Raw genomic sequence first — 26,026 nt, forward strand, 5'->3', positions numbered from 1 at the left:
CGGGGCTTGCGCCCCGTTCTGCCATCCTGCAGCGTATCTTAGATGCTGTAATACATGTCGAACTCGACCGGATGGGTGGTCATGCGGATCTTGTTCACTTCTTCCATCTTCAGGGTGATGAAGGCATCGATGAAGTCGTTGGAGAACACGCCGCCGCGCGTCAGGAACTCGCGATCCTTGTCCAGATGTGCCAGCGCTTCGTCCAGCGAGGCGCATACGGTCGGGATCTTTGCGTCCTCTTCCGGCGGCAGGTCGTAGAGGTTCTTGTCGGCCGGGTCGCCGGGGTGAATCTTGTTCTGGATGCCGTCCAGCCCTGCCATCATCAGCGCAGCGAAGCACAGGTACGGGTTTGCGGTCGGATCCGGGAAGCGCGTCTCGATGCGGCGCGCTTTGTCGCTGGCCACATGCGGGATACGGATCGAAGCAGAACGGTTCTTCGCCGAGTAGGCCAGCTTGACCGGTGCCTCGTAGTGCGGCACGAGGCGCTTGTAAGAGTTGGTGCCGGGGTTGCAGATCGCATTCAGCGCCTTGGCGTGCTTGATGATGCCGCCGATGTAGTACAGCGCGGTCTCGGACAGGCCGGCATAACCGTTGCCCGCGAAGGTGTTCTTGCCATCCTTCCAGATCGACTGGTGCACATGCATGCCGGAGCCGTTGTCGCCGACGATCGGCTTGGGCATGAAGGTCGCGGTCTTGCCGTACTGGTGCGCGACGTTGTGCACCACATACTTCAGCGCCTGGGTCTGGTCGGCGCGGCGCACCAAAGTATTAAATTTTGTGCCGATCTCGCACTGACCGGCGGTCGCGACTTCGTGGTGGTGCACTTCGACTTCGATACCGATGTCTTCCAGCGCCAGGCACATCGCCGCGCGGATGTCGTTCAGGCTATCGACCGGGGGAACCGGGAAGTAGCCGCCCTTGACCATCGGGCGATGGCCGGTGTTGCCGCCGTCGAATTTCTCGCCGGTGGCCCAGGCCGCCTCTTCGGAGTTGATCTTGAGCGAGCAGCCGGACATGTCGACGGACCAGGTCACCGAGTCAAAGATGAAGAATTCGGGTTCCGGGCCGAAGAAGGCGGTGTCGCCAAGGCCACTGGACTTCAGGTAGGCTTCGGCGCGCTTCGCGATGGAGCGCGGGTCGCGGTCATAGCCCTTGCCGTCGGCCGGTTCCACCACGTCGCAGGTGATCACCAGGGTGTTTTCATCCATGAACGGGTCGAGATAGGCCGTCGCCGGGTCCGGCATCAGCAGCATGTCGGAAGCCTGGATGCCTTTCCAGCCGGCGATCGAAGAGCCGTCGAACGCGTGGCCGTCTTCGAACTTGTCCAGATCGACATACTTGGCCGGCACGCCCACGTGCTGCTCCTTGCCGCGCGTATCGGTAAAGCGGAAATCCACGAACTTGACGTCGTGGTCCTTGATCATCTTCAAAACATCATTTGCCGACATAGCCATAGCTTTCTCCCACAAGGATTACAGAAATAATTTTTGACAACCCGAATTCGTTACGCATGAAGCGTGCCAATCCCGTTCCTTTGGCGGACGGGCATTGTGCCACAAGCCATTCATGCGAAGCGCGAAATATTTGCACCAGAAACGGGCGGCGCAAGCTGTTTATGCACTAATTTCGTGCGCGATTCCGGAAGCGTCGGTTCCGGCCTATAGAGTGGTAAAGGAGTGTGATTTTTCATACGGCTTGCGCTAGTATGCGTGCAACGAGCATAGCACCCGCGCCCGATTCGTTAAACCACGTGAAGGAAAGAAGTCCCATGGGAAAAATCACCGCCATCCTGGAGGCCGCGCAGCAACGTGCCAGGGAAATGAACCTGCCCTACGAGGGCGCGCTTTACCCCGACGAGGCCCATGAGGTGCTGCAATCCGCGCCCGGCGCGAAGCTCGTGGACGTGCGCACCCGCGCCGAACTGGACTGGGTCGGGCGCATCCCCGGCGCGGCAGAGATCGAGTGGGTCACCTATCCCGGCATGAAGCCCAACCCGAATTTCGTCGCACAACTCGAACAGCAGGTGGACAAGGAGGCGCTCGTGCTGTTCATCTGCCGCAGCGGCATGCGCTCCAACGCCGCCGCGGCCGCCGCGACCAAGGCGGGCTACGGCGACTGCTACAACGTGCTGGAAGGCTTCGAGGGCGAGAAGGACGGGGACGAGCACCGCAACGCGCTGGGCGGGTGGCGGGTGGCCGGATTGCCTTGGGAGCAGAGCTAAAACCTGCTGCGCGGCTTGATTACGACGTTGCGCGGTCTTGGTTACGGCATCACGCGCTACGCACCTGAGCCTTCACCGCAACTTCGTTGTCGCTTCCTCGCCTACTCAAAAGGCATGTAGCACTTTGAGATTGGCAGCAGGCCACAGCAGAAAAAATTTGAACCTGCTTTTTTCAACCCTAAGTTAGGAATTACCATGACCCTCAATCCACTCTTCTTTTTCCGGGCCCTGCTGGCCGCCCTGTTGCTGCTAACCGGCCTTGCCTGTCAGGCCGAGACGCCCGCCGTCGGGACGATCGCCCCGACCGAGCTCACCCAGAGGCTGAAGGCGCCCAAGCCGCCGGTCATCCTCGATGTGCGCACGCGCGAGGAATATGCGGCAGGGCACGTCGACACTGCTGTGAACATTCCGTACGATGAACTGGAGCGCAGGCTGGGCGAGATACCGGGGAATAAATCCAGCGAGATCGTGGTGTACTGCCGCAGCGGGAAGCGTGCCGGAATCGCGGAGAAGATCCTCATCGATAAGGGTTACACGAACGTCAGGGATCTGGCCGGGCACTGGCAGGAGTGGAGCAAGCAGCCGAAGTAGCAGGCTATCCCAGCCGTTTTCAGCTTCGCATCAACTCTTCGATTTCCGCGACCGCCTTCGGTGCGGCCGCGGTCAGCACTTCGCAGCCCTGCGCATTGACCGCCACGTCGTCCTCGATGCGCACGCCGATGTTCCAGAGCGCCTGCGGCACGTCGTCGCCGGGGCGGATGTAGCAGCCCGGCTCGACGGTAAACACCATGCCGGGCTGCAGCACGCGCCATTCGTCGCCCACCTTGTAGTCGCCGACATCGTGCACGTCCATGCCCAGCCAGTGGCCGGTGCGGTGCATATAGAAGCGCTTGTAGCTCTCGCTCTCCAGCACCGCATCCACGCTGCCCTGGCACAGTTTTAGGTCAATGAAGCCTTGCGCGAGCACGCGTAGCGCGGCGTCGTGCGGCGCGTTCCATGGTTTACCGGGACGCGCGGCAGCAATCGCGGCGGCCTGCGCGGCGAGCACGAGCTCATAGACGTCCTTTTGCGCGGCACCGAATTGGCCGTTCACCGGAAAAGTGCGCGTAATGTCGGAGGCATAGCCGCCCAGTTCGCAGCCCGCGTCGATCAGCAGCAGGTCGCCGTCCCTGAGCATGGCGTCGTTGCCCACGTAATGCAGCACGCAGGCGTTCGCTCCGCCCGCGACGATGCTCGGATAGGCGGGATGGCGCGCGCCGTGGCGGCAGAATTCGTGCAGCAGTTCCGCCTCGATCTGGTATTCGAACTGGCCGGGGCGGGCGAAGCGCATCGCGCGCCGGTGCGCCTGTGTGGAAATTTCGGCGGCATGGCGCATGACGGCCAGCTCGTGTTCGTCCTTGAACAGCCGCATTTCGTTGAGCAGCGTGCGCAGGTCGTGGATTTCGTTCGGGGCGCGGATGCCGCTGCGCGCCTTGGTCTGCACCTCGCCGCGCAGCCTGAGGATGTGCTGGTCCCACGCGGCATCGCGCCCCACCGGATAGAACAGCGCGGGCTGATTGCCCATCAGTCCGGCGAGCTTTTCGTCCAGTTGCGCGATCGGGTGGGCCGCGTCGAAACCGTATTGCTCTTTCGCGGCATCGGGGCCGGTACGGTAGCCGTCCCAGACTTCGCGCTCCGGGTTTTTCTCACGGCAGAACAGGATGGATTGCGGCTCGTCTCCGGCGACCAGCACCAGCACCGCCTCCGGCTCGGCAAAGCCGCTCAGGTAATGGAAGCTGCTGTCGTAACGGTAGGCATAGTGGGTGCCACCGTTGCGCTCCGTTTCCGGCGCGGTGGGGATGATCGCGATGCCGCGCTGCATCTTTTCGATCAGACGGGCGCGCCGCGCCGCATGGATGGTTGGGTCAACAGTCATGGCGCATTGTGCGACGAACGATGCTTCCCTTGCAACGAGCAAAGCCGGCTGTCGAGTTCGGCGAGGCGCTGCGGTGTGCCGACATCCACCCACAGGCCGCAGTGGTGTTCGCCGCTGACGCGGCCTGCGGCGATCTGCTCGCGCAGCAGCGGTGCGAGCGGCGCGGCGCTGCCGCGCGGGAGGCAGCTGAACAGGGCGGGCTGGTAGACGCCGATGCCGCTGAAGGTAAGCTTCGTTGCCACCCCATCCCCCCCGCCTGCAGTGGAGGGGAGCGGAATGATGCGGCTCCCATTCAGGACGAAATCGCCATTGGGGTGATGGGGGGGGTTATCGACCAGCACCAGGTGCGCCATGTCGCCTCTGGCTTGCAGTGCGGCGGCACGTTCGCTCAGGTGCGAAAAGTCGTAGTCACACCAGATGTCGCTGTTGACCACGGCGAAGGGCTTGTCGCCGAGCAGCGGCAGGGCATAGGCGATGCCGCCCGCAGTCTCCAGTGCCTTGCCTTCGTCCGAATAGCAGATGCGGATGCCGAAGCGGCTGCCGTCGCCCAGCGCGGTCTCGATCTGCGCACCAAGGTGGGCGTGATTGATGACCAGGTCGGTGATGCCGGCATGCGCCAGCCTCTCGATATGCCAGACGATCAGCGGCTTGCCGCCGGCCTCCAGCAGCGGCTTGGGGGTGTGGTCGGTGAGCGGGCGCATGCGTTCGCCGCGTCCCGCCGCGAGCAGCATGGCGATCATGGTTTTACGCCTTTCACGTTCGCCCCCTCGCCCGCTGGCGGGAGAGGGTTGGGGAGAGGGAGATGCGTGGCATCGTCAAAAGGTGTACCCCTGCTGTTTGTTGTGCGGTTCCAGCTCGTCGAGCAGGTATAGCAGCGGCTTGAGGTCGATGTAGCGTTCGCAGGCGCGGCGCAGGTAGTCCATCACCAGCGGCATGTCTTTCAGGTAACCGTCCTTGCCGTCGCGGTGGTACAGGCGCGCGAAGATGCCCAGCACCTTGATGTGCCGCTGCACGCCCATCCATTCGTAGTCGCGGTAGAACTCGCCGAAATCCGCGCGCACCGGAAGCCCGGCCTTGCGCGCCGTTTCCCAGTAGCGGATCAGCCAGTCCATGATCTCCGCTTCTTCCCACTTGATATAGGCATCCTTGAACAGCGAGGCGAGGTCGTAGGTGATCGGGCCGTATACCGCATCCTGGAAATCGAGGATGCCGGGGTTAGGCTCGCTCACCATCAGGTTGCGCGAATGGTAATCGCGATGCACGTACACGCGCGGCTGCGCGAGGTTGTTGGCGAGGATGCGGCGGAAGCTCTCTTCCAGCGTGGCTCTCTGTTTGTCGCTGAGGGTGACATTGAGGTGACTGGCGACATACCAGTCCGGGAACAGGTTCAGCTCGCGGCGCAGCAGGGTTTCGTCGTAAGGGAGCAGCTCGTTTTCCTTCGAGGCGAGCTGGATTTTGATCAATGCGTCCGTGGCCGCGCCATACAGTTCGCGCGCCGTGCCGGCATCCAGCCCCTGCAGGTAGGTGGTGTTGCCGAGGTCGGAGAGCAGCAAAAAGCCCTGCTGCAGGTCCTGCGCATACACATGCGGCACATGCGCCCCGGCCTCCTCGAACAGCCCGGCAATATGCAGGAAGGGGCGGCAGTCCTCATGCTGCGGCGGTGCGTCCATGATGATTCGGGTTGTGCCGTCGGCAAATGAGGCGCGGAAATAGCGGCGGAAGCTGGCGTCGGCGGAGGCCGGGGCGAGGGTAAAGGTCTCGCCGGGAAGCAGGCCTTGCAGCCACACGGTAAGCTGTTGCTGGCGTTGCATATCGGGCTTTTCGATGTTAATGGTAAACTTGCGGAAGTTTACCACCTTACTATTGTCATGCGGTTTCGTCTCAAGCCTGTCGTCTTCACCTTGCTTTGCACATTTGCGCACCATGCCGACGCGAATGCGGAGCAGCTCCGGTTGCGCATGGACAAGACCTTCAAGGCAATGGCAGAGCCGGTGCAGGAGACGCCTGCCTTCGTGGAGGCTGATCATCTGACCGGCAAGAAGGAAAGCCAGATCGAGGCGACGGGCAATGCGATCCTGCGCAAGCGCGGACAGTCCATCCGGGCGGATCATTTATTGTATTTCCAGGATACGCAGGATCTCGACGCGCAGGGCTCGGTGGTGCTGGAGCAGGACGGCAGCACGATGAGCGGGCCGCATCTCAAGCTGAACCTGGACACCAACATCGGCACCATGAAGCAGCCGGTTTACTACCTCGCGGAGAATGACGGGCGCGGGTCGGCGGATATGATGCACATCCACGACAAGCTGCATTACACGCTGGATAACGCAATCTATACCACCTGCCCGGCCGACGACAAGGACTGGCTGCTGAAAATGCGCGGCTTGGAGATCGACCGCGACCGGCAGATCGGCACGGCCCATCATGCCTGGGTAGAATTCATGGGCCTGCCGATCCTGTATTCGCCGTGGATGGACTTTCCGCTCAATGACCAGCGCAAGTCGGGCTTCCTGTCGCCGATTTTAGGAAGCACCACCACCGGCGGCCGGGAACTGACCCTGCCCTATTACTGGAATATCGCGCCGAACCGGGATGCCACGATAGCGCCGCGCATCATGACCAAGCGCGGGGTGCTACTCAACAATGAATTCCGCTATCTGGAGCCGCGCTATAACGGCGAACTGCATGTGGACATGCTGCCCAGCGATGCGCTGGCAAAACGCAGCCGCAGCCATATTTCCCTTATGCATAACCAGACCCTTGCAGGCGGATTGAATGGCTACACCAACCTGCAAAGCGTCTCGGACGATGCGTATTTCCGCGATCTGGGGAACACGGTGAATGCCACTTCGCAGGTCAATCTCCTGCAGGAAGCGGGATTGAGCTATGGCGCCGGCTGGTGGAACGCAACCGCGCGCGTACAGCGCTACCAGACCCTGCAGGATCCGGCTGCGCCGATTGGCGCACCCTATAAACGACTGCCGCAGTTGACGCTCAATGCACAGCATAGCTACTCCGATGTCAACCTTGCTTTTACCAGTGAATTCGTGGATTTTGCCCACCCCACATCGCTGAATGCCCAGCGGCTGGTGCTCAACCCCAGCGTGAGTTATCCGCTGATCAACGATCCCGCATACTATGTCACTCCAAAAGTGGCGCTGCACAGCACTTATTACGCAATGGGCGCCAACAACACCGGTACTTTGCCCAACTCTTCGCGCACCCTGCCCCTCATGAGCCTGGACAGCGGAATCGCCTTCGAGCGTGACTGGAACCTGCTCGGCGGCGACTATGTGCATACGCTGGAACCGCGTGCCTTCTATGTCTATGTGCCGTACAGGAACCAGGACCGGCTGCCCAATTTCGATTCGGCACAGGCCAGTTTCGACTTTACCCAGATGTTCACCGAAAACCGCTTCTTCGGCAGCGACCGGGTAGGCGACGCGAATCACGTTACGCTGGCCCTGACCTCGCGTTTACTGGAGCAGGAAAACGGCATGGAACGATTGAGGGTGATGGTAGGCGAGCGTTTCAGCTTCAAAACACCCCAGGTGAATTTTGTCGCGCCCACGGCGACGACCAATAAATCCGACATCCTGCTTGCCGTTTCCGGGAGCGTAGCCAGGGCTTTGTCTTTTGACAGCGAACTCCAGTACGACCCCAACCTGGCGCACAGCCAGCGCTACAACATCGCCATGCGTTACCGGCCGGAAATTGGCAAGTCTCTCGATCTCGGCTACCGTTTCCAGCGCAATGCCCTGCGCCAGGCCGATCTTTCCGGTCAATGGCCGTTATCCAGCCACTGGCGTGCGATAGGGCGCTTGAATTACTCCATCCAGGATAACAAAACTTTGGAGTCGATCGCCGGGCTTGAGTATAATCAAAGCTGCTGGACGCTTCGATTTGTGGCACAACGTTTCACTGTCGCGGCACAGCAGGCTGTTACCGGCATTTTCCTGCAACTTGAGTTGACCGACCTGGTCGGTGTCGGCGTGGATCCCATAGATGTCTTGAAGCAGAACGTACCCAGCTATACCAAGTTAAACGCAAGACCCGCCGATAAACCCAGTTCAGTCTTGCGTTGAACAGGACAGAGGAATGATGATATCCAGAACGGCAGCTACCGCGCTGATTTGCTGCGCAACATTCAGTGCAATATACCCCGCTTGCGCCGCCGATACCGCAACGGCAAAGCCCGCTCAGGCGGCGCCCGCAATCACCGACTCGCATAAGCCCGACCCGCAACAACAGGTAGCGGTAATCGACTCGGTGGTTGCTGTGGTCAACGACGACGTGATCACCCGCCAGGAGCTGAATGACCGGCTGCAGGCAGTGGTGCGCCAGCTGCAAAAACAGGGGACGCCGCTACCCGCACCCGAAGTGCTGGAACGGCAGATGCTAGAACGCATGATCACCGACATGCTGCTGGTGCAATACGCCAAGGAAAGCGGCGTGCGCGTGGACGATACGCAACTGGATCTGGCAATCACGCGCATCGCGCAGCAGAACAACATCCCGTCGCTGGCCGAATTCCGCACCAGGCTGGAAGCGGACGGGGTAGACTTCAAAAAATTCCGCGAAGAGATACGTAACGAAATCATTTCCACGCGTTTGCGCGAGCGCGAGGTGGAAAGCAAGCTCATCATCAGCGACAGCGAGGTGGCCAGCTATCTCGCCAACAAAGCCAAAGCGGGCAGTGCGGAAGAGGAGCTTCATCTCGCGCATATCCTGGTGGTGATACCTGAACAGGCCAGTGCGGAAAAGATACAGGCAGCGCGCGACAAGGCGGAACAGGCGTTGAGTCAATTGAAGGGTGGCGCGGATTTTGCGCAGGTTGCGGCGGGCTATTCCGACGCCAAGGACGCGCTGAAAGGCGGCGATCTCGGGTGGAGGCCAAGCGACCGCCTGCCGCCGCTGTTCACCAGTGAACTGCAAAAACTGCAGCCCGGGCAGGTCACTGCGCTGCTGCGCAGTCCGAACGGTTTTCACATCCTCAAACTTGTTGAAAGGCGTAGCGGCAGCGCACCGGTGGTAATCACCCAAACTCATGCGCGGCACATCCTGATCAAGACCAGTGAGATCGTTTCCGAAAGCGAGGCCCGGAACCGGCTAATGGAAATCAAACGCCGCATCGAGAGCGGCGCGGATTTTGCCGAGCAGGCCAGGCGTTTTTCCCAGGACGGCAGCGCGCAGCAGGGCGGCGACCTGGATTGGCTGTCGCCGGGACAGACCGTGCCTGAATTCGAAGAGGCGATGAACAAGCTGCAGCCCGGCATGATAGGCATGGTGCAAACGCAATTCGGCTGGCACCTGATCCAGGTGCTGGAGCGTAGGAATACCGATGTTAGCGAACAACAGCAACGCCAGCAGGCGCGCTTGGCCATCGGCACCTTCAAATCCGAGGAACAATTTCAGGATTGGCTGCGCCAATTGCGTGACCGCGCATTTATCGAATACCACCTCGATGAAAACCAGTAAGCGGTGAATGTGGCATCCTCTCCGGCCCCGCTGGCAATCACCGCAGGCGAACCGGCGGGCATAGGTCCCGATTTATGCGTGCAGCTTGCCGCCGCACCGCCCGATGTCCCGTTGGTGGTGATTGCCGATAAAAACCTGTTGCAGCAACGCGCGGCGCAACTCGGCATCAGCTTGCAACTGCATGATTATGTTGCCGGCAAGGGTGTGGCAACGTCCTCTTCCCCCCTGCACCCATCCCTGCCGGTCATACACGTTCCACTCGCTGCGCCATGCAGGGCCGGCGTGCTGGATGCCGCCAACAGCGGCTATGTACTGGCGTTGCTGCGCTGCGCCGTGCATGGCTGCCAGGCGGGCGAATTTTCCGGCATGGTTACCGCACCGGTGCACAAGGGCATCATCAACGATGCCGGGGTAGCGTTCACTGGACATACCGAGTTCCTTGCCGAGCAGACCGGCACCAAACTGGTGGTGATGATGCTGGCCGGCGGTGGAATGCGGGTGGCGCTGGCCACCACCCACCTTCCCCTGAAAGACGTGCCTGCCGCAATCACCGCTCCGCTGCTGGAAAACGTGCTGCGCATCATCCGGCGCGATCTGCAATCCCGCTTCGGCATCGCGCAGCCGCGCATCCTGGTGGCCGGATTAAACCCGCATGCCGGTGAGGGCGGTTACCTGGGGTGCGAAGAAATCGAAATCATGATCCCGGTGCTGTACAGACTGCGCGCCGAGGGTTTCGATGTCAGCGCACCGTTGCCCGCCGACACCCTGTTTACGCCGCAGAAGCTGGCACAATGCGACTGCGTGCTCGCGATGTATCACGATCAGGGGCTGCCGGTGCTCAAGCATGCCAGCTTCGGGCAGGGCGTAAACGTCACGCTCGGCCTGCCGATCATCCGCACTTCGGTGGACCATGGCACTGCGCTCGATCTGGCGGGAACCGGCAGGGCCGACGTCGGCAGCCTGCTGGAGGCGATCAGGCTTGCTGCACTGATGGCGCGTAATCAGCAGGCGCACCGTGCATAAAGCCCTTCATTTTGGTTCCGGCATCACGCGCTGCGCGCATGAGCCTCCACCGAAACGTTTTTGGATTACTGAATGAATCACCAAGCCTTCCGTTTTGGTTCCGGCATCACACGCTGCGCGTATGAGCCTCCACCGAAACGTTTTTTGAGATCACGAAAATGAGCCATCAAGCCAAAAAACGTTTTGGCCAGAACTTTCTCGTCGATGAACGGATCATCACCGACATCATCACGGCGATCCGCCCCGAACCGGACGACAACATGGTCGAGATCGGCCCCGGCCTGGGCGCACTGACCCGCCCGCTGCTGAAGCGGTTGAATCGCCTGCACGTGGTGGAAATCGACCGCGACATCATTGCGCGGCTAGAGCATGACTACCCGCAAGGTAACCCTGCAGCGAAGTTGGCCATCCATGCCGGAGATGCGCTGGAATTCGATTTTGCGACGCTGCCCGCCCCCTTGCGTATCGTCGGCAATCTGCCCTACAACATTTCCTCGCCGCTGCTGTTCCACTTTGCCGAGTATGCAGGACGCATCCGCGACATGCACTTCATGTTGCAAAACGAGGTCGTCGAGCGCATGGTCGCAGCGCCGTCCACGCCGGAATACGGGCGGCTGTCGGTGATGCTGCAATACCGCTTCCGGATGGAGAAGCTGATCGATGTGCCGCCGCAGTCGTTCCGCCCGGCGCCCAAGGTGAATTCCGCCGTCGTGCGCATGATTCCGCTGCCCGCCGCCGAGATCGTGGTGTGCAATGAGAAACTCTTCGCCACCATCGTCAGCGCGGCATTTGGGCAGCGCCGCAAGACGCTGCGCAACACCCTGCGCGGTTACTTGAATGAGGCCGATTTCGAAATGCTCGGCATCAACGCCCAACTACGCGCGGAGAACCTGGCCGTTGCTGACTATGCAAAAGCGGCGAATTACTTGAAACCAAGAGGATGAGAATGGCGATTCAGTCAATGCCATACTGCTTCAGTTTCTTCCATAACGTAGTGCGTGACATACCGAGCTTCTCGGCGGCGGCGGCCTTGTTTCCCCCGGTTTCCTTTAGCGCAAGGATGAGAATCTCTTTCTCTTGCCCTGCCTGCTGCACCGGAGCCCGGTAATAGCGCTGCACCAGTGGTGTAACAACTCCCGGAGCGGTCACGGCTCGTATTTCGTCAACCTGGTGGGCGGCTTCCTGTATCTCCGGCGGCAGGTGGCGCGGCAGGATAGACGTCCCATCCACATGCACCATTGCATATTCCAGGGCATTGACCAACTCCCTGACATTGCCCGGCCAGCTATAGGCAGCCAACGCGTCGAGCGCTTCGTTGGAAAGCTGAATATCGCGCCCTGGATGGCGGGCAAGCATGTTGGTAAGCATGGTGCTGACCAGCAGCGGGATATCCTCGCGACGTTCGCGCAAGGCGGGAACATGCAGCGGAAGCACCCGTAACCTGTAATAAAGGTCGGCGCGAAATTCGCCGCTGTTGACCATGGCTGGCAGATCCCGGTGCGTTGCCGCAATAATCCTCACGTCCACCTTGCGCGTCTGGTTTTCGCCGAGCCGTTCGATTTCGCGTTCCTGCAGGACGCGCAGCAGCTTGACCTGGACACTCAGGGGAACCTCACCGATCTCGTCCAGCAGCAGCGTCCCGCCGTTTGCGGCCTCGAAGCGGCCCTCGCGGGCTGTGGCCGCACCGGTGAATGCACCACGCGCGTGGCCGAACAACTCGCCTTCCAGCAACTGCTCGGGAAATGCAGCGCAGTGCACCCGTATATATGGCCCCTTGGCGCGGCTCGAATTATCGTGCAACGCACGCGCAACCAACTCCTTGCCTGTGCCGCTCTCACCGGTAATGAGGATGCTGGCCTCGCTTGCCGCCGCCCGCAAGATCTGGCGGAACAGATCCCGCATCACCACGCTGTGCCCCACCAGGCCGCCCAGGCGCAGCCTGTCGCTGGCCGCTTCCTCCAGTTGCACCTCATGGGTGCGATCGCGCAGCACCACGGCGCAGTAGACCGACTGCCCGTCATAGGGCAGCAGCATCGCCCACATGCGCAAGGGGATCAGTATTCCATCCGGGCGCTGCACGACGAGGTCCTGAACCTTCTTCCCCTGTATCGCGTTTTTCATGAGGGTGCAATGCCCTCTCTTATCGCAGCTTCGCGCGCATTCCGTTCCCTGGAAAATGCTGGGACAGAGTTTGTCCAGGATATTGTCATGGTTTTGCCCCAGCATGCGGATGGCCGCCTCATTGATCTCCACGACACGCCGTTGCTGGTCGAGCAGAAGAATCCCCTCCTCCAGATTGTCGAGAAACTGCCTCAACCCCGGTAAATTAATCATGATGGTTCACCGCCTCTTAATGTGTTCACTATGAACGTAATGCTAACGTTATCTCTTAACGTTGTCAATCTACCCCCATAAGCACTTGCAAATACAATTCCTTTATTTTCAATAAACTACAATTCTGGCACGGTAAGTGCTTATAACAAGGCGTCCACCTGTGAACAGCGCTTTACCCCACAGGCGAAACCCCCGCCAGGATGGCAGGGAATTCAAGCAAGTTTACATACTAAGGAGCTTTGATCATGAAAACGCATATTTTGGCAGGTCTTATCCTTACTGGTGTTTTGGCCACTACAGCCGTGCAGGCTGCAACCCCGGTCGATGAAATTTACTCCGGCATGAGTGCTGCTGCGATACAGAAAGATCAGCAAGCAAACCTGGCTGCCGAGCGGCATTCAGTACGGACATGTGCTTGGCGTGAAGCGGAAGGCAATGCGGTTGTAGTCGATCAACTGCACGCCGCTTACCCCGGCAGTGAGGCCAACTTTGGTGAAAAAGATTACCTCGCCTCAGCCAACCAAAACTTTGTGTGCTAACAGGCTTTGCGCAGCCTGCCGCCCGCAGGCTGCGCAAGCTTTTTATCGGTTCTCCAAGTCTTAACCTCTCCCAAGCTGTTAAGATGTTCTGCCCCTGAATCGGAAGAGTCAGGGGCATTTTTTTGTGAATTTTACCGGGCACACGGTTATATAAGCCAACGCATATCAGCCACCCATTAGAAGTGTTCATGCTGGAGCCATTTAGCCATTACCCAGTCTCTATTCCTGCCAATAAAATACAAAACCAAATCCGGCACAACCAGAACTGAAATTACCAACCAAGGGGATAGAATGTTCGAACAATGGAAAAGAATAGCCGTAACCCTGTCCACCGCTGTGCTAGTGAGCTTGGGCTCAGGCGTAGCCTTTGCTGAAGGCCATCAGCATTCCCATGGCGCGGGAGAAACGGCACAGCTCACCCTCGATAACGGCAAGAAATTAACTACTGACAACAGCCTGCGTCAGGGCATGGGCCGCATTCGCGATGCGCTGGCAGCCGACCTCCCGGCCATCCACTCCGGCAAGGCCACTTCGGAGCAATACCGCGCCTTGGCCCGGAAGATGGACGACCAGATTGCGTTCATGGTGAAAAACTGCAAGCTGGAACCAAAAGTGGATGCCATGCTGCATCTCGTGCTGGCCGACATCATCGCCGGTGCAGATGCGATGAAAACACAGGGCGGCAGCGATGCATACAAGGGTGCCGCGAAGATTGCCCGTGCACTGGATAATTACGGCAAGTATTTCGACCATCCCGGCTGGCATGGACTGGAACATATCCACTGATTGCCAAAAAAATCGCAGGGGAGGTAGCATAGATGGGACTGGCATGGAAAAAGAAGCTGAGCGTCGGGAACGCGGTTATCGATTCCGAACACCGGAATCTGCTGGGAATAATCGACAATATCGAGTCCCTGATTAACACCGGGGACTGCCTCGCCCTGTCGCAGGTATTCGGGCAACTGGAACAGTGGCTATGCATTCATTTTGCAAATGAAAACCATATTGCCCGATCGGTCAATTATGACTTCACCCAGCATAAGCTGGCGCAACAAAATCTGCTAAAGGAAGCCCGCCGCTTGAAAGAGGGGATGGCCACCAAAGACGGCTTGTGGCCCGAAGACGAGATTAAACATTACTCCGCTTTTTTAAAGTACCAGCTGATTGAACATATCACCAAGGCAGATATGCGGATGAAGTCGGCGCTGCAGCATCTTCCCTACGACTTCCTGCCCGAAAGAGGTGTGCACAAATGTGAATGCGGCTGCAGCCTGTAGGCCGTTTCCCGCATGAACGAGCGGTATACCTGACCGCCCTACAGCTGCTCTTCACGCCGGCGCAGGGTGCGCCACACCCAGACGCCTGACAGCAACAGCGCTGCAGCCAGCAGCCACAGCGGCCAACGCGCAGGCTGGTTCCATGCGCGGCGTTGCCGGTCGCGCTGCGCGGCGTCCACGCGCCAGTACTTGAGCTTGTTGTTGGCCATTACGTTGGGCTTCACGTTATGCAGCCAGCCATGCTGCAGCACATAGCTCTTCGGGTGGAAGCCCCATAGCCACGGCGAGTCTTTGCGCAATATTTCCAGCATCCGGTCGATGATGAGCTGCCGCGCCGGGCTGTTTTCCATGTTCTTCATCTGCTCGAACAGCCGGTCGTATTCCGGATTATTGTAGTTCGCCGCATTCTCGCCGCCCTTGCCCACCTTGGCCTGCGCGCCATGCAGCAGAAACAGGAAATTCTCCGGATCGGGATAGTCGGCGTTCCAGCCGAAATAGAACATCTGCGTGTCGCCCTTGCGAACCTTGTCCTGGAAGCGGTTGTAGTCGGTACTGCGCACCACCAGTTGTACGCTGATCTTGTCGAACTGCTTGCGCAGCCAGTCGAGACGCGCCTTGTTGCCCACGCCGCTGGCGGTAGTATCCAGATTGATCACCAGCGGCTGGCGGGTCTGCGCATCCACGCCATCGGGATAACCCGCCTCGGCGAGCAATCGCCTGGCTTCCTCGACAGGTTTGCGCTTCGGTGCGCCGTCTATCCAGTCGTACACATAGCGGTTCAGCCCCGCCTCACCCTCGCGGTAACCGAAGATACCCAGCGGAATCGGCGACTGGGCGGCGATTCCGCGGCCGTTGGCGAAGATCGAAACGAACTCCTCGAAATCCACCGCGATCGCGATGGCCTGGCGCAGCTTGCGTGCCCTCTCCGAGCTGCCTCCCACCACCGGATCCAGCCAGTTGAAGCCGGTGTACATGGTGGAAGTTGCAACCGCCGTCGAGAGTTCGATCCCCTGCGTCTTCATTTCCTCAGTCACGGCGGCTTCACCGCCGACATTCACCTGCACCGCCTGATCGAAGCTATCCGAGCTGATGCCGGAAGCGTCGTAATAGCCCTGCAAGAACTTGTTCCAGTAGGGGATGGTTTCCTTTTCCAGGCTGAACACCACCTTGTCGATCAGCGGCAGCGGCCGACCCGCATCCGCGAGCAGCGGCGCATCGCCCGACTCGCCCTCGGCCGGATAGGTCTCGCTGCCGTAAGACGGGTTGTGGCTCAGGACCATGCGCTGGTTGGGATTGTTCTCGGACAGGTAATACGGCCCACTGCCCACCGGCCACCAGTCCAGCGTCAGGTTGCGCTCGCGCATTCCCGGTTGCGCATAGAAGCGCTCGGCCTCCTGCGGCATCGGTGCGAAAAACGGCATCGCCAGCCAGTAGGCGAACTGCGGGTACTTGCCATGCACCTCGATGCGATAGGTGTGCTCATCCACCACTTGCACGCCCGGCAAGGGATATTCGTTCAGGTCGAGAAACGCCGCGGGATTTTTCTGTGCTGCCTGCTGCAGCTTCACGGCAAAGTCTTTCAGGCCGACGATGTATTCGCCCATCACGCCGAGGATAGGTGTGTGCAGTTGCGGATGCGCGAGGCGCTTGATCTGGTAGGCGTAATCCGCCGCCGTGACGGCGCGCGTGCCGCGGTGCGGAAAATCGCCCAGCGTATGGATGCCGCGCATGTCGTCCGGCGTCAGGCGCATATACTCCGGCGCAAACGCCGGATGCGGCTGGTAGCGCATGTCGGGTTTGATGCGGATTTCATACACGCTGAAGGCGATCTTTTCCACGGGCGCGGAAGCCGGCAGCGGGCGGCGATTCTTGTCCAGGTAGCGCACGGTCGGCATCTCGCTCACAGCCAGCGGAACCAGTTCGTAGGGGCGCTTCAGGTAATGATATTGCAGCGGCGGGGCATAGATCTGCGCAAGGAATTCATACTCGTTCTCGCTGTATGCCTGTGCCGGATCGAGATGCTTGGGACGCTCGGTAAACGCGGTGTAGAGGATCGGCTTGCCATCGTCCGCCGCCGGATAGGGGTTGTTCCACAATCCGCCGCCACAGGCGGAAAGCAGCACGACCAACGGCAAGGCAAACCAGGCTCTCATGGCGAAAGTGTAGCGGAATCGCGCCAGTGCGTCATGATTGAGGAGCATGAAGGGTGGCGGCAATCTCTGATGCTATACTTACGCCCGCTTTGTTAACCGCACCCAAGAGGAATACATGAAACGGTTTTTGATGATATTGACGGTCGCTCTGACCAGCGTGAGCCTGTTTGCCGCGACGGCGGAAGCCAAACGTTTCGGCGGAGGCGGCAGTTTCGGCAAACAACGGACCATGGCTCCGCAACAGGCGCAGAAGGCTCCTGCCGCTGCACCCGCACCCGCTCCCGCTCAGGGTGCAACGCCTGCACAGGCAGCTCCCGCTCAACCGGCCGGCAACAAGTGGCTAGGGCCGCTGGCCGGGCTGGCAATCGGCGCCGGGCTGGGTGCGCTGCTTGCCAACATGGGGCTGGGTGAAGGCATGGGCACCATCCTGATGATCCTCCTCGGCGCAATGGCGGTGATGTTCCTGCTGGCAAAATTCCGCAAGCAACAACCTCAGCCTGCCATGCAATACGCCGGGGCTGGCGCACCCTACACCGCCCCGCAGCCGCTGTCCGGCGGCTCGACAAGCCCGGCGCCTGCGGCCACAACGGCCAATATCCCGGCAGATTTCCCGGTGGAAAGTTTCCTGCGCAGCGCGAAGACCACTTTCATCCGCCTGCAGGCCGCGAACGACCGCAAGGACCTGAACGATATCCGCGAATACACGACGCCGGAAATGTTCGCCGAAATCTCGATGCAGATGCAGGAGCGCGGCGATGCGCCACAGAAAACCGACGTGCTGTCGGTCAGCGGCGAACTGCTGGAGGTGGCGAACGAGGGCAATCTGGCGATCGCCAGCGTGCGCTTCACCGGGCAGCTGCGCGAAAACAGCGGCACGCCGGCAGACGTGAATGAAATCTGGCATGTGCAGAAGGATCTGAGCGATGACAAGTCGGTCTGGCTGCTGGCCGGTATTCAACAGACCGCCCTGCATTAAGCGGCCATGTTCCCCCACCCCTCTGCTGCGGCGCTGAACTATTTGCTCGCACAGAACGGCTGGGCGCTTGCCAGGCTTGCGCGCTTCGCAGGGAAGACGGCTCGCTTCGACATCGCACCGTTTTCCTTCGCCTGCACCATCCTGGCGGATGGAACGCTGCGCAGCACCGATACCTCAACCACTGCGGACGCCATCCTCGTCATCCCCCCCACCCTACTGCCGCGCCTCGCGCTTCACGACGAGCATGCCCAAGCTGAAATTCACACCGAAGGCGATGCCGCGCTGCTGACGGAAATCTTCTTCCTGTCGCACAATCTGCGCTGGGATACGGCGCATGACCTTGGCCGCATCACCGGCAATACTTCCGCAGAACGCATTATGCAGACTGTGCGGGGCGCCCGGCAACGGCTGCACGGCACATCGGAAAACTTCTCGAAATCGGCGGCGACATATTTCACCGAAGAACACCCGCTTCTGGCCAGCAGACAGCAAATCGACGCGTTCGTGCAACAAGTCGACACGCTGCGCGACGATGTGGCGCGCATGGAGCAACGCATCAGGCAACTGGCGGCAGCAAAGGATCATTGAATATGTTACGTTTTCTGCGGTTACTGAAAATCATCTTTGTCGTGCTGCGCTTCGGGCTGGATGAATTCCTGCTCGCGCCCGAGCAGGTGCGCTGGCTGCGCACACCGCTGAACCTCCTGCTGTTCATGCGCAACGTCTCCGAACCGCGCGCGGTCAGGCTGCGCCGCGCGCTGGAAAATCTCGGCCCGATCTTCGTCAAGTTCGGGCAGATGCTGTCTACCCGGCGCGACCTGCTGCCGGCCGACCTCGCCGACGAGCTTGCCAAGCTGCAGGACCAGGTGCCGCCGTTCCCCTCTGCGCAGGCGGTAGCCATGCTGGAAACGGCCTATGGTAAGCCGTTGCGCGAGGTGTTCCGCAGCTTCGAAGAAACACCGGTCGCCAGCGCCTCGGTGGCGCAGGTGCATTTCGGCGTGCTGCCGGACGGCCGCGATGTTGCGGTGAAGATCCTGCGCCCCAACATTACCGGCATCATTTCACACGATGTCGCGCTGCTGAAAGCGGCGGCGGACATGGTCGAGTGGTGGGCGGAAGGCCGCCGCCTCAAGCCGCGCGAGGTCATCGAGGAGTTCGAAAAGCATCTGGAAGACGAGCTTGATCTGATGCGCGAAGCTGCCAATGCCAGCCAGCTCAAGCGCAACTTCGCCAATTCGACGATGCTCATGGTGCCGGAGATGTACTGGGATTACTGCAGCCCGGAAATCATGGTGATGGAGCGCATGTACGGCTTCCCGGTCAGCCAAGTGGGCGCGCTGCGCGAAGCGGGTATCGACATTCCCAAGCTTGCCGAAAACGGCGTGGAGATTTTCTACACCCAGGTTTTCCGCGACGGCTTTTTCCACGCCGACATGCACCCGGGCAATGTCCAGGTGGCGGCAGACGGGCGCTACATCGCGCTGGATTTCGGCATCATGGGCACCCTCACGGACACCGACAAGCATTACCTGGCGCAGAACTTCATCGCCTTCTTCCGCCGCGACTACAAGCGCGTCGCCGAGGCGCACATCGAATCCGGCTGGGCGCCCGCCGACACCCGCGTGGACGAACTGGAATCGGCCATCCGCGCGGTGTGCGAACCGATCTTCGACAGGCCGCTGCGCGAAGTTTCGTTCGGCCGCGTGCTGCTGCGCCTGTTCCAGACTTCGCGCCGCTTCGGCATCGAAGTCCAGCCGCAACTGGTGCTGCTGCAGAAGACGCTACTCAACATCGAAGGCCTGGGCCTGCAGCTCGATCCCGAACTGGATTTATGGAAGACCGCCAAACCGTGGCTGGAACGCTGGATGAACGAGCAGATCGGCTGGCGCGGCTTCCTCAAGACGTTGCGCACCGAAGCACCGAACTACGCCACCCTGATGCCGCAACTGCCGCGGGTGCTGCACCGCCGTCTGACGAGCGACGGCTCAGCACAACACGCCGAGATGCTGCACAAGATACTGGCGCAGCAGAAGCGCAACAACACCCTGCTGACCCTGATCAGCCTGTTGCTGCTGGGCATTGTTGCATGGAGTATCATCGGCTCCTACGCAGCCTGAAGGCTACCGGCCTTCCCCACGACGAGGACGCGGCCATCCCTGCCGATGATCGGCCGGGATAGCCGTAATATCCGCACCGGCCTGCGATGAATTATTCAAGGAGGTGACTGAAATGAGAAACTCAGCGGCGTTTCCTTTCATGGCTTGCTGCCTCTTTCTGGCCTTCGCCTACCCTGCCATTGCACAAGCCGGGCACATCGACGCGCCCTCCCTGAATGAGCTCATCAAGCAGGAAGAAGAAGTCCGCATGGCGCGCAAAGCCATTGTCGACGCGGAGCGCGCCTACGGCGTCAATCACCTCAAGGTCGCCGAACAACTCGACAGGATGGCGCAGGTTTACGAAAAACAGCGCAAGTACGCCGCCGCCGAGCCTTTTTTCAGGCGCGCCCTGAAGATACGCGAGGCGAGCCTCGGCGAGAACGACCTCGCGGTGGCCGAGACGCTCAACAACCTCGGCGAACTGTACCTCGAGCAGGGAAAATATGCCGCTACAGAGCCGCTGTTCAAGCGCGCGCTGGTCATCGAGGCAAACGCCTATGGCACCGACAGCATCAAACTGATTGCACCGCTGTTCCGGCTCGCCGAATTGCAGGAATCCCAGCGCCAGTTCGCCATCGCTATCCAGCTGCACCAGCGCGCGCTCGCCATCCGCGAGAAGGAGCTGGGGGCTAACCATCGCGAACTGGACGGCTCGCTGATGCATCTGGCGCACCTGCATCAGGAGCTCGGCCAATATGCCGAGGCAGAAGCCCTGCTCAAGCGCGCCCTGGCGATCCGCGAGAAAACTTTTGGCGCGGACAGTAGCGCAGTGAAAATAGCCCTGTTCAACCTTGCGCTGGTTTACCAGGCGCAAGGCCGGGAAACCGATGCCGAACCGCTGCTCAAGCGCGCGCTGACCATCAGCGAGAAGGGCAACGGGAACGGCGACCAGCCCGGCGCCTTGGCACCGATCTTCTACCTCGCCAAGCTATATGAGGCGCAGCATCGCTATGCCGCCGCCGAAGACATGCACAAACGCGCGCTGAGCATCGCAGAAAAATTCTACGGGGTCGATCACCCGGAAGCCGCCAAGGTGCTGGACAATCTGGTCGGGCTGTACAAGATACAGGGCAAATATGCCGAGGCGTTACCTGTCGCGAAACGCGTGCTTTTCATAGAGGAAAAGGCTTACGGCCAGGGCCATGCCGAAGTTGCAAAAAGCCTGAACAACTTGGCCCTGATACAGATGGAGCTGGGGCAATACGCTGAGGCCGAGCAATCGCTGAATCGCGCCCTCGCGATCGAAGAGGCCGTCTATGGCGGCAACCATCCCAACGTGGCGGCCGTGCTCGACATCCTGTCCGACCTATACAAGAAGCAGAATAAAGCCGAGCTGGCCGCACAGGCCGAGGCGCGCGCCAAGCAGATCCGCCGCACCCAGCACTGACGCTCTGCGCCTAGCCTAGCAGAAGCTGTCTAAAATTCGCGAAGAGGAATGGATGCAAGGCGCACGGAGCTTTGCATGGCCATTCGACTAAGCTGGCAAAATACGCCAGCCAAGTCGCTGGTCAACGCAGAAGCCAGAATGTACTTAAAGTACATGAGGGTTTCGAGTACCGCGCAACGCCGCAGGCACCCTCTGCAGCAATTTTAAAGAGCTTCTCATACGAAGAAGCCGCTGTCCCACAGCTCCTGGGTCAACGCCCGGTAGTCCGCCGCGCCCGGGCTGTGCGGCGCGAAGTCGAATACATCCTTGCTGTGCATCGGGCTGGTTGCCAGCGCGACGGTTTCACCGATGCGCGTTTCGCACACCAGCGAGCCATAACGGTCCCTGAGCTTGTCGTAAATTTCGTAGGCCAGCTTGCGCCGTGAGTCGAAGCGCGTCACGACCACGCGCCTCTCGAATCTGCGGTTGAGCCTGCCCTCCAGCACGTTGAGCGCACTGTCCAGGCGATGCACCCCCTGCAGCGAAAGAAAATCAGCCGAAACCGGGATTAGCACCCGGTCGGTTGCGAGCAGCGCATTGAGCGTCAGCACGCCCAGCATCGGGCAGCAGTCGATCAGGATGGGCGCGCCGGTCAGCGCCAGATCCTCGCGCAAACCCTGACGCAACAGCGTTGCGGCCTTGGGGTCGCTGCCCAGTAGCGCATCGATCTTGGCGAGTTCCAGCGAAGCCGGAATGATTTGCCAACCGCCCGGGGTTTCCTGCAGCAGTTCGGAGAGCGTGGTCTTGTCCTTGAAGAACGCCGCCATGCCGGTGTTCGGCATTGCCTTCGCCGCCCCGCTGGCCAGGGTCAGATGCCCCTGCGGATCCATGTCCAGTGCGATGGGGCATTGCTGCGCGATATTCAGCGCAGCCGTCACGTTCAGACAGGTCGTGGTCTTACCCACGCCACCTTTTTGATTGAATACGGCGATTACCGCCATGCGCGAACTTCTCCTGAAATTGAAAGAGGGAGACATGGCCACTCAAATGTGGCGGCTTGGCCCTCCCCGCAGTTTGTGGCTTCGGCCGCCCCTCCAGGGCTTAACCTGCTATGCAGGTTAGCCTGCACCGCAAGCCAAGAAACCTCGCCACCGCAAACCGTAGTTATTCCACGGTGACGGATTTGGCGAGGTTTCTTGGCTTGTCCACATCCGTACCCTTTTGCAATGCGACGTAATATGCCAGCAGCTGCAGCGGGATGGTGTGCAGAATAGGGCTCAAATACCCTGCGTGTTCCGGCATTTGCATGATGTGGATGCCGTCCGCCGCATGGATATGCGTATCCGCATCGGCGAACACATACAACTCGCCGCCGCGCGCACGTACTTCCTGCAGGTTGGACTTCAGCTTTTCCAGCAGCGCGTCGTTCGGCGCAACCGAGATCACCGGCATGTCCTTGTCCACCAGCGCCAGCGGGCCGTGCTTCAGCTCTCCGGCAGGATAGGCCTCGGCGTGGATGTAGGAGATTTCCTTGAGCTTGAGCGCGCCTTCCAGTGCGATCGGGTAGTGCAGCCCGCGTCCGAGGAACAGCGCATGCTGCTTGCCGGAAAACTGCTCGGCGAGTTGGGCAATCTGCGGCTCCAGTTCCAGCACCTTCTGCACCGCGGCCGGCAGGTGGCGCAGTTCGTGCAGGTATTGCTGCTCCTGCTGCGCAGTCAGGCGGCCGCGCTGCTTGGCCAGCACCAGCGTGAGCAGGAACAGCGCGGCGAGTTGCGTGGTGAACGCCTTGGTCGAGGCTACGCCGATCTCAGGGCCGGCGCGCGTCAGCAGGCGCAGTTTGGACAGGCGCACCAGCGCGCTTTCCGGCACGTTGCAGATCGCGAGCGTATGGTTATGCCCCTGCGCCTTCGCATGATTCAGCGCGGCCTGGGTGTCGGCGGTCTCGCCGGACTGGGAGATCACCACCACGAGGGTCTTCGGGTTCGGCACGCTGGTGCGGTAGCGGTATTCGCTCGCGATTTCCACGCTGCAGCGGATGCCGGCGATTTCCTCCAGCCAGTAGCGCGCCACCATGCCGGCATGGTGGCTGGTGCCGCAGGCCAGGATCAGGATGCTGTCGATATCGGCGAAGGCCTCCGCCGCTTCCGCGCCGAAGATGCCGGGAATCAGCGACTGGCTGTTGCACACCGATTCCAGCGTATTCGCCAGCGCCTGCGGCTGTTCGTGGATTTCCTTCTGCATGTAATGGCGGTACTGGCCGAGCTCGACGCTCTCGTTGCTCAGTTCGCTGGTCTGCACGGCGCGCTCGACGCATCGGCCCTGCGCATCGAAAATCCGGTAGCCGCGCTGCTCCAGTTCGACCACGTCGCCTTCTTCGAGATACACCACCCGGCGCGTCACCGGCAGCAGCGCGGAGACATCCGAGGCGATGAAGTGCTCGCCCTCACCCACCCCGAGCAGCAGCGGGCTGCCGCGCCGCGCGCAGATGAGCTGGCCGGGGTTATCCACCGCGATCACGCCGATGGCGTAAGCGCCCACCAACTCGGCGAGCGAAGCCTGCGTTGCCGCCAGCAGTGAATTGCCGCGTGCGTAATGGCTGTGGATGAGGTGCGCGATGACCTCGGTATCGGTATCGGAGGTGAATTCGTAACCCGCCGCGGTCAGGCTGGCGCGCAACTCTTCATAGTTCTCGATGATGCCGTTGTGCACCACGGCGATATGATTCCGGCTGAGGTGCGGATGGGCATTGCGCTCGCTCGGCACGCCGTGCGTCGCCCAGCGCGTATGCGCGATGCCGGTCAGCCCCTGGGTCGCCGTACTCTTCGCGCTCAGCTCGGCAACCCGCCCGGTGCTGCGCACCCGCTCGAGCTGCCCGTCATGCACCACCACCAGTCCGGCGGAGTCATACCCGCGATATTCCAGGCGTTGCAGCCCTTCCAGCAAAATCGGCACAACGTTGCGTTGCGCCACTGCACCTACGATTCCGCACATGCTATTTTTTCTCTTTCGTTGGACGTTTCCATCCGTTGATGGTCGCTTGCTTGCTGCGCGACAGGGTGAGTTCACCCTGCGGCGCATCCTTGGTGATGGTGGAACCGGCGCCGATGGTCGCGCCCTTGCCTACTTTCACCGGCGCGACCAGTTGTGTGGCCGAGCCGATGAACACGTCGTCCTCGATAACGGTGCGATATTTGTTTGCGCCGTCGTAATTGCAGGTGATGGTGCCCGCGCCGACGTTCACGCGGCTGCCCACCGTGCTGTCGCCGATGTAGCTGAGATGGTTCGCCTTGCTGCCCTGCGCGATCTCGCTGTTCTTGACCTCGACGAAATTGCCGATATGCACCTCATCGTGCAGCCTCGTGCCGGGGCGCAGGCGCGCGTACGGGCCGATAACGCAGTTGGCGCCCACCTCGCTGCTGTCGATCAGGCTGTAGGGAGCAATGCTGGTGCCATCGGCGATACTGGCATTCCGGATAACGCTGTAAGCCCCCACGTGCACATTGCTGCCCAGGGTCACGTCGCCTTCGAAAATGCAGCCGACATCGATCCCGACATCGTGCCCGCAGAACAACCTGCCGCGCACGTCGATGCGCGCCGGATCGGCGAGCGTCACGCCGTGCGCCAGCAGGCGGTCCGCCTCGACCTGCTGCCAGGTGCGCTCCAGTGCGGCCAGTTGCGCCTTGCTGTTGATGCCGTGGATTTCCCATGCGTGGGCGGGCTGCACGGTATGCACCGCAACGCCCTGCCCCACCGCCATCGCGACGACGTCGGTCAGGTAATACTCGCCCTGCGCATTGTCGCTCTTCAAGTTGGCCAGCCACTCGCGCAGCTTGCCGGTCGGCGCAAGCAGGATGCCGGTGTTCACCTCCCTGATTTCGCGCTGCTCGGGCGTCGCGTCCTTTTCCTCGACGATGCAAAGCACATCGCCCTGCGCGTCGCGCACGATGCGCCCGTAGCCTGCCGGATTGTCCAGTTCGACCGTCAGCAGCACCAAGCCCTCGCCCGCCTGCCGCATCCGGTGCAGCGTGCTGGGCTGGATCAGCGGCACGTCCCCGTACACCACCAGCGTCCGGCTGTCATCGGCGAGATGTGGCATCGTCTGCTGTACGGCATGGCCAGTACCGAGCTGCGGCTCCTGGATGACGAATTTCGCATCGTACTGCCGCATCGCCTGCGGCACGGCATCCCCGCCATGCCCGTACACCACGCAGACCTGTTTTGGCTCGAGCGCCATGGCGCAATCCAGCACATGCTGGAGCAGCGGCCTGCCTGCCAGTGCGTGCAATACCTTGGGTTTTTCGGAATACATGCGCGTGCCTTTACCGGCAGCGAGGACCACGATGTTCAATGCGCTCATGTTCGGCCTTCTGGATATGCCGCAGTATAAACAAAAAGAAAGGTCGCAGCCATTGGCAGCCTTGGCATGTCGCCAAGGAATACTGGGTATACCGTATCTTGCATCAGGCAATTTTGCTATATAGTAATCACTGTCGGCATGAGTTTCATGCCAACTGCCATGCATTTGTTTGTCCCGGCAAACTGCGCCCGACCCGCTTCGAAGCTTAAAGCAATACGGGCAGTCATTACA

Annotated in this window: 22 protein-coding genes; 13 read left to right on the plus strand and 9 right to left on the minus strand. The window is 60.7% G+C overall.

Translation table 11 applies throughout. The features are described 5' to 3' along the window. Positions 1-38 precede the first annotated feature (38 nt). Entirely contained in the window at positions 39-1,448 is a 1,410-nt protein-coding gene (gene glnA / locus ACRRNM_RS08650; RefSeq protein WP_435628661.1) for a glutamate--ammonia ligase, read from the minus strand. 320 nt (positions 1,449-1,768) lie between these two features. Here glnA and ACRRNM_RS08655 point away from each other — a divergent pair, with 320 nt between their 5' ends. Further along, positions 1,769-2,221, plus strand: a complete 453-nt coding sequence (locus ACRRNM_RS08655; protein WP_435627828.1) for a rhodanese-like domain-containing protein — start codon at positions 1,769-1,771, stop codon at positions 2,219-2,221. A 195-nt stretch (positions 2,222-2,416) separates the two neighbouring features. Continuing rightward, positions 2,417-2,812 carry a rhodanese-like domain-containing protein gene (locus ACRRNM_RS08660; protein WP_435627829.1) on the plus strand — a complete coding sequence of 132 codons (396 nt, stop codon included), beginning with the start codon at positions 2,417-2,419 and terminating at the stop codon, positions 2,810-2,812. A gap of 19 nt (positions 2,813-2,831) precedes the next feature. On the opposite strand, the gene ACRRNM_RS08665 is transcribed toward ACRRNM_RS08660, so the two are convergent. The 3 genes from ACRRNM_RS08665 to ACRRNM_RS08675 form a co-directional block, all read right to left on the minus strand. Continuing rightward, on the minus strand, positions 2,832-4,136 hold the full coding sequence (locus ACRRNM_RS08665) for an aminopeptidase P N-terminal domain-containing protein (RefSeq protein WP_435627830.1): 1,305 nt from the start codon (positions 4,134-4,136) through the stop codon (positions 2,832-2,834). After that, a complete protein-coding gene (gene murU, locus ACRRNM_RS08670) occupies positions 4,133-4,876 on the minus strand; it encodes an N-acetylmuramate alpha-1-phosphate uridylyltransferase MurU (protein WP_435627831.1) in 744 nt (247 codons plus the stop codon). Before murU ends, ACRRNM_RS08665 begins: the two co-directional genes overlap by 4 nt. A gap of 75 nt (positions 4,877-4,951) precedes the next feature. Further along, positions 4,952-5,947, minus strand: coding sequence for an aminoglycoside phosphotransferase family protein (locus ACRRNM_RS08675; RefSeq protein WP_435627832.1), 996 nt, complete (start codon positions 5,945-5,947; stop codon positions 4,952-4,954). Positions 5,948-6,037: 90 nt separating this feature from the next. Between ACRRNM_RS08675 and ACRRNM_RS08680 the strand changes: the two genes are divergently transcribed. The 4 genes from ACRRNM_RS08680 (at position 6,038) to rsmA (ending at position 11,581) form a co-directional block, all read left to right on the plus strand. Continuing rightward, positions 6,038-8,221, plus strand: a complete 2,184-nt coding sequence (locus tag ACRRNM_RS08680; RefSeq protein WP_435627833.1) for an LPS-assembly protein LptD — start codon at positions 6,038-6,040, stop codon at positions 8,219-8,221. A gap of 13 nt (positions 8,222-8,234) precedes the next feature. After that, on the plus strand, positions 8,235-9,614 hold the full coding sequence (locus ACRRNM_RS08685) for a peptidylprolyl isomerase (protein ID WP_435627834.1): 1,380 nt from the start codon (positions 8,235-8,237) through the stop codon (positions 9,612-9,614). A 3-nt stretch (positions 9,615-9,617) separates the two neighbouring features. After that, complete coding sequence (gene pdxA, locus ACRRNM_RS08690; protein ID WP_435627835.1) at positions 9,618-10,637, plus strand: 4-hydroxythreonine-4-phosphate dehydrogenase PdxA; 1,020 nt, start codon at positions 9,618-9,620, stop codon at positions 10,635-10,637. A 158-nt stretch (positions 10,638-10,795) separates the two neighbouring features. Next, positions 10,796-11,581 carry a 16S rRNA (adenine(1518)-N(6)/adenine(1519)-N(6))-dimethyltransferase RsmA gene (rsmA, locus tag ACRRNM_RS08695; protein WP_435627836.1) on the plus strand — a complete coding sequence of 262 codons (786 nt, stop codon included), beginning with the start codon at positions 10,796-10,798 and terminating at the stop codon, positions 11,579-11,581. A gap of 10 nt (positions 11,582-11,591) precedes the next feature. Here rsmA and ACRRNM_RS08700 read toward each other — a convergent pair whose 3' ends face one another. After that, the gene (locus ACRRNM_RS08700; RefSeq protein WP_435627837.1) at positions 11,592-12,971 is read right to left on the minus strand and encodes a sigma-54 interaction domain-containing protein; all 1,380 of its coding nucleotides are present in this window, start codon (positions 12,969-12,971) and stop codon (positions 11,592-11,594) included. Positions 12,972-13,216: 245 nt separating this feature from the next. Between ACRRNM_RS08700 and ACRRNM_RS08705 the strand changes: the two genes are divergently transcribed. From ACRRNM_RS08705 to ACRRNM_RS08715, 3 genes are all read left to right on the plus strand, one after another. After that, positions 13,217-13,510: a hypothetical protein gene (locus ACRRNM_RS08705; protein ID WP_435627838.1), complete on the plus strand. Its 294-nt coding sequence runs from the start codon at positions 13,217-13,219 to the stop codon at positions 13,508-13,510. Positions 13,511-13,801: 291 nt separating this feature from the next. Next, positions 13,802-14,296, plus strand: coding sequence for a hypothetical protein (locus tag ACRRNM_RS08710; protein WP_435627839.1), 495 nt, complete (start codon positions 13,802-13,804; stop codon positions 14,294-14,296). 32 nt (positions 14,297-14,328) lie between these two features. Continuing rightward, entirely contained in the window at positions 14,329-14,787 is a 459-nt protein-coding gene (locus ACRRNM_RS08715; protein ID WP_435627840.1) for a bacteriohemerythrin, read from the plus strand. Positions 14,788-14,825: 38 nt separating this feature from the next. On the opposite strand, the gene ACRRNM_RS08720 is transcribed toward ACRRNM_RS08715, so the two are convergent. After that, positions 14,826-16,940, minus strand: coding sequence for an ABC transporter substrate-binding protein (locus ACRRNM_RS08720; protein ID WP_435628662.1), 2,115 nt, complete (start codon positions 16,938-16,940; stop codon positions 14,826-14,828). 115 nt (positions 16,941-17,055) lie between these two features. Here ACRRNM_RS08720 and ACRRNM_RS08725 point away from each other — a divergent pair, with 115 nt between their 5' ends. From ACRRNM_RS08725 to ACRRNM_RS08740, 4 genes are all read left to right on the plus strand, one after another. Further along, positions 17,056-17,916, plus strand: a complete 861-nt coding sequence (locus ACRRNM_RS08725; protein WP_435627841.1) for a Tim44 domain-containing protein — start codon at positions 17,056-17,058, stop codon at positions 17,914-17,916. A gap of 6 nt (positions 17,917-17,922) precedes the next feature. After that, on the plus strand, positions 17,923-18,504 hold the full coding sequence (locus tag ACRRNM_RS08730; RefSeq protein WP_435627842.1) for a ubiquinone biosynthesis accessory factor UbiJ: 582 nt from the start codon (positions 17,923-17,925) through the stop codon (positions 18,502-18,504). A 2-nt stretch (positions 18,505-18,506) separates the two neighbouring features. Beyond that, positions 18,507-20,033 (plus strand): ubiquinone biosynthesis regulatory protein kinase UbiB, encoded by a 1,527-nt coding sequence (gene ubiB, locus ACRRNM_RS08735; protein WP_435627843.1) that lies wholly within the window; start codon positions 18,507-18,509, stop codon positions 20,031-20,033. Positions 20,034-20,172: 139 nt separating this feature from the next. Beyond that, positions 20,173-21,459, plus strand: coding sequence for a tetratricopeptide repeat protein (locus tag ACRRNM_RS08740; protein WP_435627844.1), 1,287 nt, complete (start codon positions 20,173-20,175; stop codon positions 21,457-21,459). Between the two features lie 215 nt (positions 21,460-21,674). Here the strand turns inward: ACRRNM_RS08740 and ACRRNM_RS08745 are convergent, their stop codons facing one another. The 3 genes from ACRRNM_RS08745 to glmU all read right to left on the minus strand — a co-directional run bounded on the left by ACRRNM_RS08745 (position 21,675) and on the right by glmU (position 25,795). Then, the gene (locus ACRRNM_RS08745; protein ID WP_435627845.1) at positions 21,675-22,439 is read right to left on the minus strand and encodes a ParA family protein; all 765 of its coding nucleotides are present in this window, start codon (positions 22,437-22,439) and stop codon (positions 21,675-21,677) included. A 163-nt stretch (positions 22,440-22,602) separates the two neighbouring features. Then, complete coding sequence (gene glmS / locus ACRRNM_RS08750; protein ID WP_435627846.1) at positions 22,603-24,429, minus strand: glutamine--fructose-6-phosphate transaminase (isomerizing); 1,827 nt, start codon at positions 24,427-24,429, stop codon at positions 22,603-22,605. A 1-nt stretch (position 24,430) separates the two neighbouring features. Continuing rightward, positions 24,431-25,795, minus strand: coding sequence for a bifunctional UDP-N-acetylglucosamine diphosphorylase/glucosamine-1-phosphate N-acetyltransferase GlmU (gene glmU, locus ACRRNM_RS08755; RefSeq protein WP_435627847.1), 1,365 nt, complete (start codon positions 25,793-25,795; stop codon positions 24,431-24,433). Positions 25,796-26,026: the final 231 nt, after the last annotated feature.

Origin of the sequence: Ferrigenium straubiae, assembly GCF_051257895.1 — a bacterium.
GTDB lineage: Bacteria > Pseudomonadota > Gammaproteobacteria > Burkholderiales > Gallionellaceae > Gallionella > Gallionella straubiae.